The sequence below is a fragment of the Cellulophaga sp. HaHaR_3_176 genome, assembly GCF_019021925.1.
GTDB lineage: Bacteria > Bacteroidota > Bacteroidia > Flavobacteriales > Flavobacteriaceae > Cellulophaga.
The window spans coordinates 1,225,266-1,242,925 of sequence record NZ_CP058990.1; the positions used below are offsets into that span (position 1 = coordinate 1,225,266).

Below are 17,660 nucleotides of genomic sequence, written 5' to 3' on the forward strand. Positions count from 1 at the left end.
TAAATTTGCTACGTTTACATATAATTTGAGACAATATATTTACGACCACAGATAAAAAATAACATGAACCAGATTAAGACAGTTCTAAAAAAAAAGAATTATTAGTTGTTTAATAAATCTAAAAAAAATGGCAAATAGTACACATGCACATTTGAGATATAATATTCTAGACTATTGCTTCCGCAATAGATCTTATAGTTTTGAGGAATTATTAAGAACTGTAAATGAAGGAATTGAAGAATTATATCCTGGAGAAAACATTTCAGAAAGAACATTACGTGAGGACATTAAAGTTTTCAGGGATAATAAAGACGGATTTGGTGCACCACTAAAAGAAGGGATGAGAATTTATAAGTACTCAGACACTAATTTCTCTATTGCACAACGACCATTACAGAAATATGAACAATATTTAATTGAAGCCGCGCAGCAATTATTATCGCGTTTTGAAAATCATCCAAAGTATAACAAATTGGCAGAAGCCTTAATTAAGTTTCAAGATGAAGAGGAACAGGAAAATGATGCTAAAAAAATCTTATTTTATGATCATAACGAAGAATACAAAGGTATTAAACACCTTAAGCCATTATATCTTGCAATTAAGAAAAAGCAAGCTTTACAGATAGTTTATAAAGGCTTTAAAGACAAGGAATCAACAGTTTTTGAATTTCATCCACATATTTTAAAACAATATAACAGAAGGTGGTTTGTCTTTGGATATAATAAAACAGCTCCAAGGTGGCAACACAGTATTCCATTAGATGAAAGACTTATAAGCTTTGAAACGCTTGAAGATACCGATTATTTAAAATCAGATATAGACTGGGACACATTCTTCAGAACAATGGTTGGTGTAACTAGAATGAACGAAAATGTACAGAAAGTAGTTGTGCGTTTCCATAATGGGAGGGGAAATTATTTTAAAACAAAACCATTTCAACCAGATTACGAAGAGTTTTTTGAAGAAGATAAACAGGATCAGGTCTGGTTTGAGACAATAATAAATAAAGAATTAGTCCAGCAATTGTTGTCTTATGGTCAGGATATAGAGGTGCTTGAGCCAGAGCAATTAAAAAAGCAAATGAGAGAAAATTCAAAAACAATGCAACAGTTTTATAAAGATTAACTATGCGGACACTCTGCATAGTTCAGTGGTTAATTTGTACTATTGAATTTAAAGAAGCTTATGAGAGAAGATAAAATAAGAGATAAAGAAATTTTTGAGCGAATAACTAATCAAGTATGGCAATGTGCTAATATACTTCGCAATTCATTGGATGCTAGTAGTTTTCATGTTATTTTGTTTCTGCTTTCTACTTATAAAGATGAGATTTTACAACATCCTAAATATGACAACCATTTTGATTGGTACCATCAATTTTTAGACAACATTAACAAAGATTCATTCTACAGTAAAATATATCAAGAATATGTTTCAATATTACAGAAAATTAATCCACGCCAATTAGAAGAAGTATTCTATTGTATCCAGCAAATAGATGAGTTTTATTTAAAACTCAACTTTGAAGAGATTTTTGAATTTGTACTTAAAAAAACAATTGATTTTCAAGGAAAACGATCTGGTGCATCAGTTCAACCTGTAGAAATTAGTAGGTTAGTAATTGAATTAGCTAATCTAGATAATAACGCTAAAGTTTATAATCCTTTTGCTGGTTTGGCCTCTTTTGGTATTTATCTTAACGAAAATCAAGAATATTATGGTCAAGAAATAAATGCATCCACTTGGGCTATTGGTCAATTGAGGCTAAAGGCCCATAATAAACCTTTTACATATGGGTACGAACGAGATAATTCTATAGAGAAATGGAATGAATTTCAAAAGTTCGACCTTATAGTTGCTACTCCTCCATTTAAAATGCGAATACAAAGTCATTTTAGATCCTATTTAACGGGTGAAAATTATAAGGACGTTGAAAGTTTTCTAATCGATAAAGGAATTCATTCCTTAAGTAATAACGGGAAACTTATTACTGTATTTTCACTATCCTTTCTTTTTAGTGGTGGTCGTTTAGCAAAACTAAAAAGATGGTTAATAGATAATGATTTAATTGATACAATTATAACATTACCATCTGGCTTGCTTTTAAATACGAGTATTCCTGTCTGTATATTAATATTTAAAACTATTTCTTCACGACCAGGATATATTAAATTTATAGATGCTTCCAGTTTTTTTACTAAAGATGGGCTAAGAAGTAAAAAACTTGAGGATAAAGCTATCATAGATCTTGTTAATCTGGATGAGGAAAACGAATATCTAAGATATGTAACGACTGATGAAATATATAAAAATGATTTTGATCTATCAGTTGGAAGATATTTTTTAAGAAATATTCAAGGGACAAAACTTTCCGCTTTTTCTTCTATTATTAGTGGTTTAAGAGCGCCTATCAATGAACATATGAAACAAGTCCAAATTCGAAATCTAAAGGATGACGTTTTTGACAGCGTATTGACTAGTGATGAATTAGAAAACACACCTATAAAGAGAGGAACTTTTCGAATAATCAATGAATCTTGTTTGTTAATCGCAACAAGATGGAACACCTTAAAGCCTACGTTTTTTAATTATACCGGAGACCCAATAGTCATATCTCAAGCTGTAGTCGCATTAAGACTAGATGAAAGCATTGTTAATCCAACATTTCTAATAAATGAGTTTTCTTCAGATTATATACAAGAACAATTAGATAGTTATAGAGTTGGTACTGTGCAGCCAATGCTAAGAAAAAAAGATTTAGAAAATATCATATTCCAACTGCCTTCTATGCAAGAACAAAAGGCTAAAGTTAGCGGTATCATTGAGCTCTCAAAAAGATTGAGAAAAATAGAGTCAGAAAAAGAAAATATACTCAGTGGTATTCATAAAGAGGAAACTGAAAGCTCTACATCTTTAAGTCATATTTTAGGAAAACCTTTACTTAGCATAGGTTCGTCAATAGAAATAATTCAAAATGCACTGTCTAATTTAGACCCAGATTGGAAGAGTTATTTAATTAGTCAAAAAAGACAATTCACATTAGTTGATGCTTTCGATTCCATATCTAAAAATGTAAAATATATACAAGAACTTGCTGATAAAAACACGTCATTGGTAAGTGTCTCAAATTTTGAACTAAATGAACTTCATTTTCTTAAATTTTTATCAGAATTTGTAAAAGACGAGAAGAAAAGCTTAAACAATAATATTAGTCTTAAACTAGATATACATGAGGATATTAAAGAATTAATGGCTAATCAAGTTTTAATCAAAGGAAATCCTCAAAAATTAAGAATTGTATTGGTCAATCTATTGGATAATGCTAAAAATCACGCATTTACAAATAAAGAGATGTCTAATAAAATTAATATTGAGATTTTACCATTCACAAGTAATGAAGAGGAAGCTTCTTATTTTAATTATGATATTGATGGTAAAAAATCTTATGTTGAAGTTAAAGTTTCAAATACAGGAGTCTCTTTCCTTAAAGACTTTGCTTTAAAAGATTATTCTAGAAAGAATTTTGCAGCTGGTATTACACGTAATAGAGGTTTAGGAGGTTATGAAGTCAATGAAATATTAAAAGCACATAACGAAGGTAAAAATGCTTTAAACATTGTTTCTAACAAAGAAGACTCGGAATATAGTACTACAGTTTCATTTATAATACCTATACTGTAATGAGTAAGACATATAACATACTTTGGATTGACGATGAGCACAATGATGAAGCGCTTCTTCCATTTATTTTACAAGCAGAACAGCAAGATATAATATTAGAAGGGTATGGTTCATTTAAAGAAGGTTTTACTGCATTAGAGGCTAACATTAACCACTACGATGTTATTTTATTAGACGCCTTATTTTTTGAAGATGAAAATTCAGAAACTCCAAATCCTGCAGGTTTAGGCTCAGCGATTAAAAAGATAAATGAACTGATTCCTAAAAAAGCATTTCCTTATTTTGTGCTTTCTGGTCAAACCCATTTTACAGATGCAACCAATCCTATACTTGAAGCGTTTCAGCTTAGATGTTACAATAAAAAAAATGCAGATGACGTAAAAGAGCTATTAATAAACATAAAAGCAGAAGCAGACACGCAACTAGAACTTCAAATAAAACATGAAAATCAGACGTTATTCGAAATTTTAAAGCAATACCCAAATTCTACTAGAAATACATTTATTTCAATTTTTAAAGGTCTTAAAGGCTTTCATAACAATTTTGGTGATCAATCATATTTTACTGATTTAAGAATTATATTGGAAACCATGTTTAGAATGGCAAATGCTTGCGGTTTTTTACATGATAAATGTGTCCAAGTTGGAGGTAGTAATGTTAATTTAACCGAATCTTGCATGTTCCTTTCCGGTTGTGATACAAATCATTTAAAAGTAAGTTGCTCCGTAACACACTTTCCTAAGATTATTGCGAATAATGTAAAAAACATAATTCATACCACAGGTGCAGCTTCTCATACTACTACTGTAGATGTTACTCAAAACATACACATACAAGCATATCGAAATAGTATAAATACACCTTATTTATTATACTCATTAGCATTGCAATTAATGGACGTTTTGATTTGGTTCGATGGATACAGTAAAACAAACAGTAATATAGCAACAAATAAATCGTACTGGCAAGATATAGAAGTAGATCAATTCGGAAATAAATTTAAAACTGATGTCATTACAAATGTTGCTGATAATGGTTGGGGAACTGTATTAATTAATAATGGGACAAAAAGAATTGGTATTCATGGAGACCATATCACAAGGTTGAATCTTTCAGTCGGAGACTCGATAAAATTCACAATTAGTGAATCAGCACAAGCAAAAAACATAACAAAATTATAATACACATACAGACACACATAACAACACATGATCACAGGACAAATAAAACAACAAATAGACCAAATCTGGAATACCTTCTGGACTGGTGGAATATCCAACACCATCACAATCGTTGAACAGTTAACATACCTAATCTTCATAAAAGATTTAGATGAAACTGAAACTCGAAACGAACGTATGGCAAAACGTCTAAATAAAGAATTCAGTCCTATTTTCGGTCCAGAACAGCAAAACTTTAGATGGAAGAATTTAAAAGAAATGGACGTACAAGCGCGTCACAACATTTTTAATAATTCTGTGGATGGTATTTTCCCTTTCATACGCAGTTTAGGTAGTGAAAAAAGTTTGTTTTCCACTTATATGAAAGATGCGTCTTTCGGAATTAACAAAGCGGCAACACTAGATTTAGTCATTGAAAAACTAGAACGTGTAGACATGTCCAAACAAGACATAAAAGGAGATATTTACGAGTACCTTTTATCTAAACTAGAAGGTGGTGGTACATCTGGCCAGTTTAGAACACCAAGACACATTATTAAGTTAATGACAGAAATGATGCAACCTACGCTAGAAGACACCATTTGTGATCCTTCAGTAGGTACAGCAGGTTTTCTAGTAGCAGCCAAAGAATATATAGACAAGCATTATAGTGTTACAGAAATAGACAAACATAAAAGCCACATAAACAAACACATGTTTAACGGTACCGAGTTTGATGCTACAATGCTACGCATTGCCTCAATGAATCTATTTTTACACGGTGTAGAAGAACCTAATATTGTAGACGTAGATGCCGTAAGTAAAGATAATACAATAAGTGATGCTTATACATTAGTATTGGCAAACCCACCATTTAAAGGGACTATAGATAAAGAAAGTATTGCACCGGGTTTACGTAATGTAACCGATACCACAAAAACAGAATTACTCTTTTTAGCTTTAATGCTACGTCAATTGAAGAAAGGTGGTAGAGCAGCAGTAATTGTACCAGATGGGGTTCTGTTTGGAGCAGGAAAAGCATTTAAAAGCATACGTTCAGAAATTGTAAAAAACCACAAACTAGAAGCAGTTATCTCTTTACCTAGTGGTGTGTTTAAACCGTATTCTGGAGTAAGCACAGCCATTATTGTATTTACAAAAACCGATAATGGTGGTACAGACAATGTTTGGTTTTACGATATGCTAGCCGATGGTAAAAGTTTAGATGATAAACGTAATTTACTGGTAGAACCAGAAGTTTTTGAAGCCTTTTCGTTTGATGGCGTGATTACAGATGATGCAAAAGAATTGCATGAAAAATTTAACCTTCCAGATATTTTAGCGCGTTACCCAAAAAGAAATAAAGATACTAGAGCTAGAACAGAACAATCTTTTTTGGTGCCATTTAAAGAAATTAAGGAAAACGATTGGGATTTGTCTATTAACCGTTATAAGGAAATTGTGTATGAAGAAGTAGAATATGATGCGCCTAAAGTAATAATAGACAGGATAAACGAATTAGAGGACTCTAGAAAAGACTTGATGTCTAATTTAAAACAGGCATTTTAATGAAAGTAGATTTTAATCATATTCCTAAAGGTTGGAAAAAAGTAAAAATTGCTAAAAAACTATTCTTTCAAGAAGGACCAGGTGTTAGAAAATGGCAGTTTACAGATAAAGGAATTAAGCTTTTAAATGTAGGTAATATAAACAATGGTAAAGTAGATTTGTCAGCAACAGATAAGCATTTGTCTACTGAAGAAGCAACAGGTAAATATGCACACTTTTTGATTGATGAAGGCGATTTGTTAATTGCGTGTTCTGGTATTGTTGTTGATAATTTTCATAATAAAATTGCTTTTGCTAAAAAAGAGCATTTACCATTATGTTTAAATACAAGTACAATGCGTTTCAAAGCATTGAAGGATGATGTAGATTTAAACTATTTTAAATATTATTTACAAACAGTTCATTTTACGTCTCAGCTTCAAAAATTGATTACAGGTTCTGCTCAATTAAATTTTGGCCCAAGCCATATTAAAAAAATAGATTTTTTATTACCACCACTAAAAACCCAAAAACACATCGCCCAAATTCTAGACGATGCAGCAGCCTTACGTGATAAAACCAAACAACTACTCAAAGAATACGATTTGCTAGCACAAGCTATCTTTTTGGAGATGTTTGGGGATCCGGTTATAAATGAGAAAGGATGGGAAGAAAATCCGATTGGAGCTTATATAAACATTAAGCACGGCTATGCTTTCAAGAGTGAATTTTTTGTACCAAAAAGTAGTTATACTCTGCTTACTCCTGGAAATTTTAACGAAGCTGGAGGTTATAAAAGTCAAGGTCAAAAACAAAAGTATTATGATGGAGATATTCCTAATGATTATATATTAAAGAATGGAGATATACTTATAGCTATGACAGAACAAGCTACAGGATTACTAGGTAGTGTAATTTCAGTTCCAGAGGAAGGGATATTTCTTCATAATCAAAGACTTGGATTAATTGAGTATAAGAAAAATTTGAATTCTACTTTTATTTATACGGTTTTTAATCAAAAAAATATTAGAGCTAGAATACAAATGGAATCTACAGGAACAAAAGTTAAACATACGTCCCCAAAAAAATTGATGGATATTACAATTGGATTTCCACCAATCAAGCTCCAAAACCAATTCGCAGAAAAGATTACCTTAATCGACCAACAAAAAAAGTTAGCAAAACAAGAGCTCCAAGAAAGTGAAGATTTGTTCAATTGCTTATTACAAAAAGCGTTTAAAGGGGAGTTGGTATAGAAATTAAAAAACATGAATAGACACTTAAATTTTTTCCGCACTTTCAGTCAAAACCTTTCATTAGAAAACATTGAAGATAACTTAAGTAGGGCTTTTGTTATTTGTTTAAAGAATGATTCATTATTGCTCTATGAATTTTTAAGAAGTGTTTTTCATGAAAACGACCAAGAACATATTTTTCAAAATTTATATTCAGACATTACTGAAAAAGATAGTTGGGATATTGATATTCAGGTAGATACTACAAATATTCAAGGAGAGTTTTCTAAGGTTTTTGCCATCGCTATGAGTGGTTTGCCTGTAAATTTAGCTAATTTTTTTAGTCATTCCCCTAATGACAATAAGAAACATATTACAGATATTTTTATATCTATAAATGATATTGCTTTTTGTATTGAAGTAAAACGAGATAATACAGATTGTAGTTTGCAACTATATCAACAAGTAGCTGCGCTATTAGAAGAGTCAATTACTCCACAAAATACATTTCCTTTAGATTATAATTGGAAACGAGTAATGGCGCTCGTTACACGGATTAGTGGTTTTCAAAAAATGATGAATAGTACATCGATATTATTGGAAGATTTTATAACATTAGTGCAAAGTCATAATCCTAATTGGATTCCTATAGCTCCTTTAGCAAGCTTATCAAATAATATAGTATCAACGCATAAAATAGATCAACGACTTAAAGCCGCATTAAAATCAATAGATTCTGAGGAGCACCCTATCCTTGAGTATCATGATCGTATAGGTTTACAACTAAATTTTGGTTGGGCTCGTGAAATTCTGATTTATATATCAGAAAAGGAAGATGGTAGTTTAAATTTAAATTTTGGCATATGGCCAGGAAACACAAAAGGCCAAGGAACACAAGTGTTAAATTTATTAAATAAGCATAAAAACTGGAGTCTTCCACATCATTTAAACATCAACTCTAGATCATTTGATGTAGATTCTGGCTATCAATTAAAATTCTGTCACTTCAATAAATACATCTGCAGCATTAATTTAAGCCAAGAAGAAATTAAAGAAGGTAAGGAGCTAATTTCTGGAGATGTTCACTGGAATCATACGGGTAAGTATATCAGAGAAGAGTGGGGTCAATTAGCTCAATTTTTAGAAGATTATACTATAGATGGTTATGATTGGAAAGCAGCGATGAAATGGAAAGATAATTTTGAAAATACCAATCGAAATTATTTGACCATATCTGCAGGTTATTTTTTAGAAACGGTAGTTCCGTTAAGTTATTTGCAACAAATAGATACAACTATTGATAATATAGAACCCTTAGCAAATTTTATATTAGAGATAAAAGAGCAATATAAAAATCTGTTTAAATAAAGTAAATGCCAAGACTTAGTTAATTTATATGTTTTCGGCAGAGAAGAAAACGGTAAAGTTGTACCAGGGTATGTAGGTACTAAAAGAACAGTTTACAAAAGATTAAGTCAGAAGCTTTGATAAGTAAAACGCAGGTTAACTAGATTATAGCATGGTACTAAAAAGTAAATGTTGGTGCAAAAAGTAGCCTATTATGAGTAAAAGAGTAGTAACAAGAAAAAGTAATCATTTAACATTATGAATTATAAGAGTGAACCTTTTCCATCGGACATAAAAGCTATGCTTCATAATACTTACGGTATAGCATCTATTATCTTAGACAGGTTGAATGAAAGTAATTGCCCAGAATTAGGTGCTTTATATATGGAATTACATAAAACATGTGGAGCAAAGCCAGAATATTCAGTGATAAGAGATAAAAAGGTTTTCGATGATTTAGGTTATTTGCCAAACATATTATCGGGAAAATCGAGGTCATTAAATGAGTTTAAAGGCTTGTATGTTTTTGGCAGAGAAGAAAACGGTAAGGTTATACCCGTTTATGTAGGTATTAGTCGAACGGTTTATAGAAGATTAAGACAACATGGATTTGGCAAGTTACACAATCAATGTTCACTAGCATACCTTATGTCAAAACACGAAAATGATAAAATAGATAGGTCAAACATTCATAAAAATTTTAATGAAATATTAATATGTAAAAAAGAAAATGTAAAATCTTTCAAAGTTGCTTTGTATGCTATAGAAAAGGACTATGAACTTTATTTTACAGAAGTAGCGCTCGCGGGAATATTAAAAACAAAATGGAATAGTTTCCGTACACATTAGTATATTAGAAGTATGAATTCAAATTTTCAATTTCTTAAAAATCAGTTTGCCACTTTTCATGATAGAGCAGTTAAGGCAGAACAGTTGGTTATTACAGACCCACGTACATCACTAGTGTATAGTCGTATGGCGTTAGAAGAAGCTATAAATTGGATGTATACGAATGACAAAAAACTCGAGCAACAATATAACACAACCTTACATAACTTATTAGTACAGGCCCAATTTAAAGAACAATTTAATCGTAAATTATATAATGAATTATTCATCATTAAAAATGCAGGAAACTTAGCAGCACACAATAAACCAGTAAATGATATAGATTCACACAAGGCAATTGAGGCACTCTTCTATTTTGGCAAGTGGTTTATCAAATCTTATGCAAAAGAGCCAGTAAGTGACATCGGAATTTTTGACTTTGATTACATTCCTAAAGAAGGTGGCAGTACACTTTCACGTAAACAAATAAAACAACTTCAAGAGCAACTTGATGAAGAACTAGATACGTATCAAGAGCAACTAAAAACCAAAGAAGCCGAAAGACAGCAACTAGCTGATGAAAATGAGCTATTTAAAAAGCAAATAGAAGCATTACAAGTACAAATAGAAGCGAATAAAGTTGAAGCTAATGTAGAAGATGAAGTTAATCATCCATGTAACGAAGCAGAGACACGCAAATACCTTATAGATGTAGCACTTCGTGAAGCAGGTTGGGATTTAAAGGGAATAAACGATAAAGAATATAAGGTAGAGTATATGCCCAAATCTACAAATGTATCTGAGACAGGATATGTAGATTATGTGCTTTGGGATGATGACGGTTTACCACTAGCATTAGTAGAGGCAAAACGCACATTGGAAAGTGCGAGTAAAGGTGAAAATCAAGCGCAACTGTATGCTGATAGTTTAGAAAAAATGCATGGTCGTCGACCAGTAATGTATTATAGTAATGGTTACGAAATTTTCTTATGGGACGATCAGTTCCATAAACAATCACGTCGTGTTCATGGTTTTTACACAAAAGCAGAATTACAGACAGCAATGTTTCGTCGTACACACCGCATGGATATTCGTACTGCACCTATAGATACAGAGATATCAGGACGTTCGTATCAAATGCGTGCTATAAAAAGTATTTCAGAACATTTTGCAGGTAATGATAAAAGTGATGGTAAATTAATAGGAACTAATCGTGGTGCACTATTAGTATTAGCTACAGGAACAGGTAAAACAAGAACATCTATTGCATTTTCAAAATTAATGCTAGAATGTAATTGGGCAAAGCGTATTCTATTTTTAGCAGACAGAACCAGTTTAGTAGATCAGGCAAAACGAAACTTTGTAAAGCATTTACCAGAGCATACTAGTGTCAATCTGTTAGAAGAAAAAGATAATCCAGACGCGCGTTTTGCGTTTTCCACCTATCAAACTATGATGGGTTTAATAGATCGAAGTCGTGATGAAGAAGCGCGTTTTTATGGCGTTGGACATTTCGATTTAATTATAATTGATGAGGCACACCGTTCTATCTATAAAAAATACCAAGCCATATTTGAGTATTTCGATGCCTTATTCTTAGGGTTGACGGCAACACCAAAAAATAGTATAGATAAAAACACCTATCACATATTTGGTTTAGCAGATAAATCACCTACTGATGCATATACCTTTCAAGAAGCAGTAGACAATAAACATTTATCACCATATCACACTATTGAAATCCCTACTAAATTTCTTCGTGAAGGGATTAAATACGATGAGTTGTCTGATGAAGAAAAGGAAGAATTTGAAGAAGAAATATTAGATGGTGAAGAAGCAACAGGTAACGAGTGGATTTCCTCTTCAGAATTAAATTCTTGGTTATTTAATAAGCCTACTGCTATAGAAACCTTACGATATGTACTAGAACACGGTATTAAAAAACGAGGTGGTGACGAATTAGGCAAGACCATAATTTTCGCTAAAAACCAAAAGCACGCACAGTTTCTTAAAGACACCTTTATGGAGCTCGATAAAGAGCAATTTGGTAATGATTATGTAAAAGTAATAACCCATAATGAGCCTAAAGCTAAAGAGTTTATAAATCGTTTTTGTGACGAAGAAAAAGAACGTTTACCACAAATAGCTATTTCAGTAGATATGATGGACACAGGGATTGATGCACCTAGTTGTGTTAATCTAGTCTTTTATAAGCCAGTAAAATCATATTCAAAATTCTGGCAAATGATTGGACGTGGTTCACGTTTACGTCCAGATTTGTTTGGAGCAGGTCAAGACAAAACACATTTCTTGATTTTTGACTTATGTGGAAATTTTGAATTTTTTAATGAAAATCCAGAAGGTATTGAAACAAGCTCACAAAAGAGTTTGACAGAGATTTTATTTGGTTTGCGATTACGTCTTGCTGAATATTTAAAAAACAATCAGTTTATAGACGATGATTCACTACAAAGTTTTAGAACGGAGTTGTTCGATGGTTTGCATAAAGATATTGCAACACTAGATTTAGAGCGTTTTGATGTAAAAATGAAACTAGAAATTGTGCACGAATTTGGTAACGATAATCGTGAGATCTGGAACCATTTATCCAAACGTGATGTAAAGCATATAGAAGATGAATTAGCACCTTTAGTTAAACCACAAAAAGGAGATACAGACTTAGCGAGATATTATGATAAATTACTTTTCACGCTAATAACAAAAAGACTCGAAACACCAAATAGTGAAGAATATATCAATAGCTTTATGATACCTATTACAAAAGTAGTCGGGACATCAAAAAAGCTACTAAAGAAAACAACTATTCCAGCAGTAAAGTCCAAAGAAGCATTAATCAAATTACCTCTAGAAGAGGATTTTTGGAAAGTAGAAGGTATTGTGCATCTTGAAAAACTAAGAAAAGGGGTTCGTGAGTTGGTTAAATATATTGATCCAGAGGACCAACGTTATGTAACAACAGACTTTGCAGATTATATTTTGACTGATAAAATAAAAACAACGAATTTCTCAGGCACAGAAACTCCAGAATACACATCACCTTTTCAAAACAACGTGCATCGTTTAGAGCAACTTATTCGTGAGAATGAAGATCATATTACAATATCAAGAATTAGAAGAGGAGAAACTATTACAAAAGAAGAACTACAAGCATTAGAGGTTATCTTATTCGGAGGAGGTATAGATAAAGAAGCTATTGAGAAAGAATTAGGTTCACAGTTTAGTTTGGTGCAATTCATTATATCATTAATGGGTTTGAGTCCAGAGAAAGTGGATGCTGCTTTTGCAAAATTTATCAATGATTATAAGCTAAACGCAGTACAAATAGAATTTTTAGATACCATTAAAAAATTCTTAACCTCAAATGGTAAAATAGAACCAAGTAAGTTATACGATGCACCATTTAAGAATTATCATAGTATGGGTATAGATGGTGTATTTACAGAAAAACAAGCAGATATGATTTTCAAAATAGTACAAGAATTTAACCAAGCCAATTAACTTCAAACATATTACGACTTAACTATGCAGTTACTCCGCATAGTTAAGTCGTAATATTGCAGTATTAATCTTAAATACTGTTTATAAATGAAGTTAAATAATAATGAGTTAGGTCATTTTGTAGATAAAATAAAACTACAAAATGAAAACATGTCGAAATACCGTGATCAGATTAATAACCTGAAATCCAAGCTAGAAGACAAAATTAAAAATGACGAAGGTACGGGGATGAAAGTATCTAAATACTTGCTTGCCGGTTCCTGGAAAAAGCGTACAATTTTAAAAGCTACAGGCGATAATCCAATAGATATAGATTTAGTGCTTTTCGTTACAGGTGATGAGAATATCCAGAACGATCTTAAAAAAGTTCATGACTATATTGTTAGATACCTTGAAGAAATATACCCTACAAAAGATATACATAACGATGTTGATGCAGAGGGTAATACAAAAGCAATCACGATAAGGTTTAGTGGTTCTGGTTTAGAAGTAGATATTGTTCCGGTCGTACCTCTAAGTAGTCTAGAAAATTATGTTTGGCAACCACAGCGTGGAGGTGGTGGTAAATATATAACTAGTGTAGAGAATCATCTTGATTTTTCTCTAAGCCTAAGAAAAGCTAATCCAAGTTATACATCCATAGTAAGAGCTCTTAAATGGTGGAAAAATGAGAAAGAACTTTATCCCTATGAAGATGAGGGTGGTATTTCCTCTTTCGCTATTGAATTAATAGTAGGTTATTTAGATTTAACTAAAGGTATTGAGACAAATATAGAAGAAGCTATAATTAGATTTTTCCAATTCTTAAGCGAATCAACATTTCCAGACATACAATTTACGCATGCAATAAATAATATTCCTTACTACAATTCAGCTATTTATATAGCAGATGACACAAATAATGAAAACAATGCGGCTAAGAAAATAAATAATTCCAAATGGAATGAAATCAAAGAAGAAGCTGCAGAAGCATTTGACACTCTAAATCTAGCTCAAGATAGAAATAATGAGGGTGATACCATTAATGAATGGAAATCTGTTTTTGGTCCAACATTTAACATAAAATAAGATGAGTTATAACACTACAACAAGAACTAGTACATATACAGTTACTGATATTCGTAAGACATTCGAAAACTGTATAGCTGATATAAGAATGATTGCTAGAAGAACTGGCAAATGGGACATAGATTATGTTGATAGGTTAGGTAAAGACATACTAAAACTTGCAGAAAGCAAATATCTATCCTGTGTAACAATAATTTTAAAAAGGAATAATACAGGGTATCAAATTCGTGCTGCAAAATTTACAGTTAACGATAATGGTAACACTAATGAGGGTGATAGAGCTGGTAAAAATTATGATTGGCCTGCAGATGCTGACACTTACTTGACAGTTATACTAAGTTATACATCTTCTTGGCACGCATTAACGAGTGAGCAACAAAGTAAATTCACTAATGATTTTGAATTCAGATGGTCAAGTACATCGGAAGATTTATCATTCTCACATTTAAGTTCAGATAATGCTCAGTTATATGGAAGCAAAACATACGAAGTACAAAAAACAAATTTTAAATAATGGCAGAAATATTCGACAATATTATTACACTTCCTAGTGCTGAGGTACAAAAACAGACAGAAAACCTAGTAGGTTTTCAATCTAAATTTGATAGAATTTATAATAATCTAAAACTTTTACTAGATCAAGGAAGTTTATCTGATTGGAGTAAGAAATATCATAAAGTAGATTTGCCTATCATTTCTCAGTTAAAAGACAAGTATCCGTTGATAATTTTAGCAGGCGATGCAGGTACAGGAAAAACGATATCCGCAACAAGCATTGCAGATAAAATGACGAGAGAATTAGGTAAAGAAGGATACTTTTTAAAACTAAGTACTCGTGTACGTGGTGAAGGTATGCACGGTGAAATGGGTAAACTGGTAAATGATGCTTTTTCACAATTAAAAACACAAGCAGGTAAACGTCGTTTGGCTTTTTTATTAATAGATGAAGCTGATGCTATTGCTACAACAAGAGCTACAGGTCAAATGCATCAAGAAGAAAAAGCTGCAGTAAATACGCTCATTCAGAAAATTGATGAGATTAGGGAGATGGATGGAAGAGCTATAATTTTTATGTCAACAAATAGACTTCATTTTATTGATGAAGCCATATTAAGAAGAGCTGCTATAGTATTAGAGTTTAAACGTCCTACTGAGGAAGAGTATAAAGAATTATATGCTCAGAGTCTCAAAGGTCTAAATTTAACAGAAGAAGAATTAAATGAATTAGCAAAACTATCCATGAAAGATGGCGAATTAGGGTATTCGTTCTCTGATGTTAGATTAAAAGTACTTCCTGAAGCGGTAGCTATGGCTTATCCTCATAAACCTTTATCCTTCGATATTTTAAAAGAAACAATTAATAATGTTAAACCAAGCCCAGAAATAATATGATTAGAAAAATTATACAAGCATTAATTGCTATAGGATTTATAATAATTGGCTACACTAAGCTTGAAGGGTCAAATTTTCAGAAAGAAGTAATATGGTACGGTATTGTAGGTTTACTTACCTTGATTGGGCTTCTACTAGAATTTATCTATACTAATAGAAAAAGGTTATGGATGTCTATTTTTAGCAAATATTTGGCTGTACGCGGTAAAAAAATAAGATTTTCAATGTCTTATTTATATAGAATTAAAGTTGAGGATAAATATTTATTAGTTAAAAATAATAATTATGGCCATTTTCAACTTGTTGGAGGTAAGTATAAGATACTTGATGACACAAGGTCTAAGTTGAAAACAGATTTTGATGCAGTAGACGACCCTAAATTACCAAATAGCGGTGTTATGAAAGACGATTTCGCATTATTCATACCTGCTAAAAATGCAATGAAATTTTTAGACTGGTTTAATAAAGGCGTAGATAGAGAAGTTAGTCATTGGAGAGAGTTTTATGAAGAACTAATAGTGAACGATGGAGAGAGTTTTCTATCACTAGAAAATTTTCCATATGTGAATTATAATTACAGAGGAAAAGTTTTAACACCTATTAAAAGAACACCAGGATGGGACGATTGTTATGAAATTTTGCAATATGATATATTAGATTTAGTTCCAACACCAGAACAGAGACAAGAATTAAAGGTGTTATTGAAGAAAGGTGATTCAGCTAAAATAAAATGGGCAAGTTCAAATTTAATAGATTCATTAGGGTATGATTCGATTAATAAGAATAAAAAATATGACATTGGTCAGCATACGAAATGGGCATTAAATATGAATTGGACTAAATTATAATTATTAGTTGTAACCTTATCTATTTAAAATTTAAATGAACACTACAATCACATGTTTTTTCTAGAGGAAGATGTAATAATAATAATAATAAAGAGTCCATGTTTTATTGTACCAATGAACTTGGGACAGCTATTCTGGAAAGTCGTCCAGAAATCGGTTTATTAGTTTCTGTAGCTAATTTTGAGAGTTTATTAGATGTTAAGCTTTTTGAACATAAAATTAGTCCAGTTAGTTATATGTATTTTAGAGAGATTTCGATTTTAAAAGGAATGATGGAAAAGATGAATCCGGAAGACCGCGGCACATTCAATAAACTTGGCAACTTGTAGATGAATTATTTCATAAAAAATTAAAAAAAATGCTTTATTTACTAATTAAGTAATGCAGTGGTAAGATGTATTATGGAAAATTTAATTAATGATATTGGAACTGAAATAAGTCAACATGGTTTAGCATGTTCAAGTATTCTATGTAATAAAGAAAGTTTTAATACAGTTGTTAAGCTTTTTTATCTCAATTATTATAAAGTAGTTAGCATATATACTTTTAAAATTTTAGAATTAAATAGTAAGAACTTAAAAGTGAGATTACTTAGAGTAGGTGATTTTGATGGAAAGAAAACTGATCCAGCCTAAAACTTGGGTATTCTATGGAATAATTTACCATTAGATCAGCAACAAATTAACTTTTATTTATTGAAATAATACTGTTTGAACTTATCAAATTAAAACATAATTTGAATAAAGGAAATTCCTTTAAAGCTAACACATACAACACCCAATTCAACACCTTCAAAAATAAAGCCCCGTAAACATTGCTGTTTCGGGGCTTTTCTGCGGAGAATGAGGGGTTCACTTCGTGCATCCCTTGTTTTCCGCACCTGACAATAAAGCTCAAATTGCTAACGCAATTTATGGGCTTTTTTATTTTGTTTTTCAAGTTCCGGGATTCACTTCGTGCATCCCTGGGTCTCCGCACGTGACAATAAAGCTCAAATTGCTAGCGCAATTTACGGGCTTTTTTATTTTAATCT

Annotated in this window: 14 protein-coding genes; all 14 read left to right on the top strand. The window is 31.6% G+C overall.

Annotation, left to right across the window (positions count from 1 at the left end; translation table 11 throughout):
• Positions 1-127: 127 nt before the first annotated feature.
• The 14 genes from H0I23_RS05165 to H0I23_RS05230 all read left to right on the top strand — a co-directional run bounded on the left by H0I23_RS05165 (position 128) and on the right by H0I23_RS05230 (position 17,262).
• On the top strand, positions 128-1,126 hold the full coding sequence (locus tag H0I23_RS05165; protein ID WP_216785390.1) for a YafY family protein: 999 nt from the start codon (positions 128-130) through the stop codon (positions 1,124-1,126).
• Positions 1,127-1,186: 60 nt separating this feature from the next.
• Positions 1,187-3,682, top strand: a complete 2,496-nt coding sequence (locus H0I23_RS05170; protein WP_216785391.1) for an N-6 DNA methylase — start codon at positions 1,187-1,189, stop codon at positions 3,680-3,682.
• Positions 3,682-4,863, top strand: coding sequence for a hypothetical protein (locus H0I23_RS05175; RefSeq protein ID WP_216785392.1), 1,182 nt, complete (start codon positions 3,682-3,684; stop codon positions 4,861-4,863). Before H0I23_RS05170 ends, H0I23_RS05175 begins: the two co-directional genes overlap by 1 nt.
• A gap of 27 nt (positions 4,864-4,890) precedes the next feature.
• Entirely contained in the window at positions 4,891-6,411 is a 1,521-nt protein-coding gene (locus H0I23_RS05180) for a class I SAM-dependent DNA methyltransferase (protein WP_216785393.1), read from the top strand.
• On the top strand, positions 6,411-7,646 hold the full coding sequence (locus H0I23_RS05185; RefSeq protein ID WP_216785394.1) for a restriction endonuclease subunit S: 1,236 nt from the start codon (positions 6,411-6,413) through the stop codon (positions 7,644-7,646). The genes H0I23_RS05180 and H0I23_RS05185 overlap by 1 nt, the downstream gene beginning before the upstream one ends.
• A 12-nt stretch (positions 7,647-7,658) precedes the next feature.
• Positions 7,659-8,993 carry a hypothetical protein gene (locus H0I23_RS05190; protein WP_216785395.1) on the top strand — a complete coding sequence of 445 codons (1,335 nt, stop codon included), beginning with the start codon at positions 7,659-7,661 and terminating at the stop codon, positions 8,991-8,993.
• 237 nt (positions 8,994-9,230) lie between these two features.
• A complete protein-coding gene (locus H0I23_RS05195) occupies positions 9,231-9,821 on the top strand; it encodes a hypothetical protein (protein ID WP_216785396.1) in 591 nt (196 codons plus the stop codon).
• Positions 9,822-9,833: 12 nt separating this feature from the next.
• Positions 9,834-13,319 carry a DEAD/DEAH box helicase family protein gene (locus H0I23_RS05200; protein ID WP_216785397.1) on the top strand — a complete coding sequence of 1,162 codons (3,486 nt, stop codon included), beginning with the start codon at positions 9,834-9,836 and terminating at the stop codon, positions 13,317-13,319.
• Between the two features lie 87 nt (positions 13,320-13,406).
• The gene (locus tag H0I23_RS05205) at positions 13,407-14,387 is read left to right on the top strand and encodes a CBASS oligonucleotide cyclase (protein WP_216785398.1); all 981 of its coding nucleotides are present in this window, start codon (positions 13,407-13,409) and stop codon (positions 14,385-14,387) included.
• A 1-nt stretch (position 14,388) separates the two neighbouring features.
• Positions 14,389-14,901, top strand: a complete 513-nt coding sequence (locus H0I23_RS05210) for a hypothetical protein (protein ID WP_216785399.1) — start codon at positions 14,389-14,391, stop codon at positions 14,899-14,901.
• The gene (locus H0I23_RS05215; RefSeq protein ID WP_216785400.1) at positions 14,901-15,779 is read left to right on the top strand and encodes an ATP-binding protein; all 879 of its coding nucleotides are present in this window, start codon (positions 14,901-14,903) and stop codon (positions 15,777-15,779) included. Before H0I23_RS05210 ends, H0I23_RS05215 begins: the two co-directional genes overlap by 1 nt.
• Positions 15,776-16,627, top strand: coding sequence for a hypothetical protein (locus tag H0I23_RS05220; protein WP_216785401.1), 852 nt, complete (start codon positions 15,776-15,778; stop codon positions 16,625-16,627). The genes H0I23_RS05215 and H0I23_RS05220 overlap by 4 nt, the downstream gene beginning before the upstream one ends.
• A gap of 98 nt (positions 16,628-16,725) precedes the next feature.
• Positions 16,726-16,956: a hypothetical protein gene (locus H0I23_RS05225; RefSeq protein WP_216785402.1), complete on the top strand. Its 231-nt coding sequence runs from the start codon at positions 16,726-16,728 to the stop codon at positions 16,954-16,956.
• Positions 16,957-17,028: 72 nt separating this feature from the next.
• Positions 17,029-17,262, top strand: coding sequence for a hypothetical protein (locus H0I23_RS05230; protein ID WP_216785403.1), 234 nt, complete (start codon positions 17,029-17,031; stop codon positions 17,260-17,262).
• Positions 17,263-17,660 lie beyond the last annotated feature (398 nt).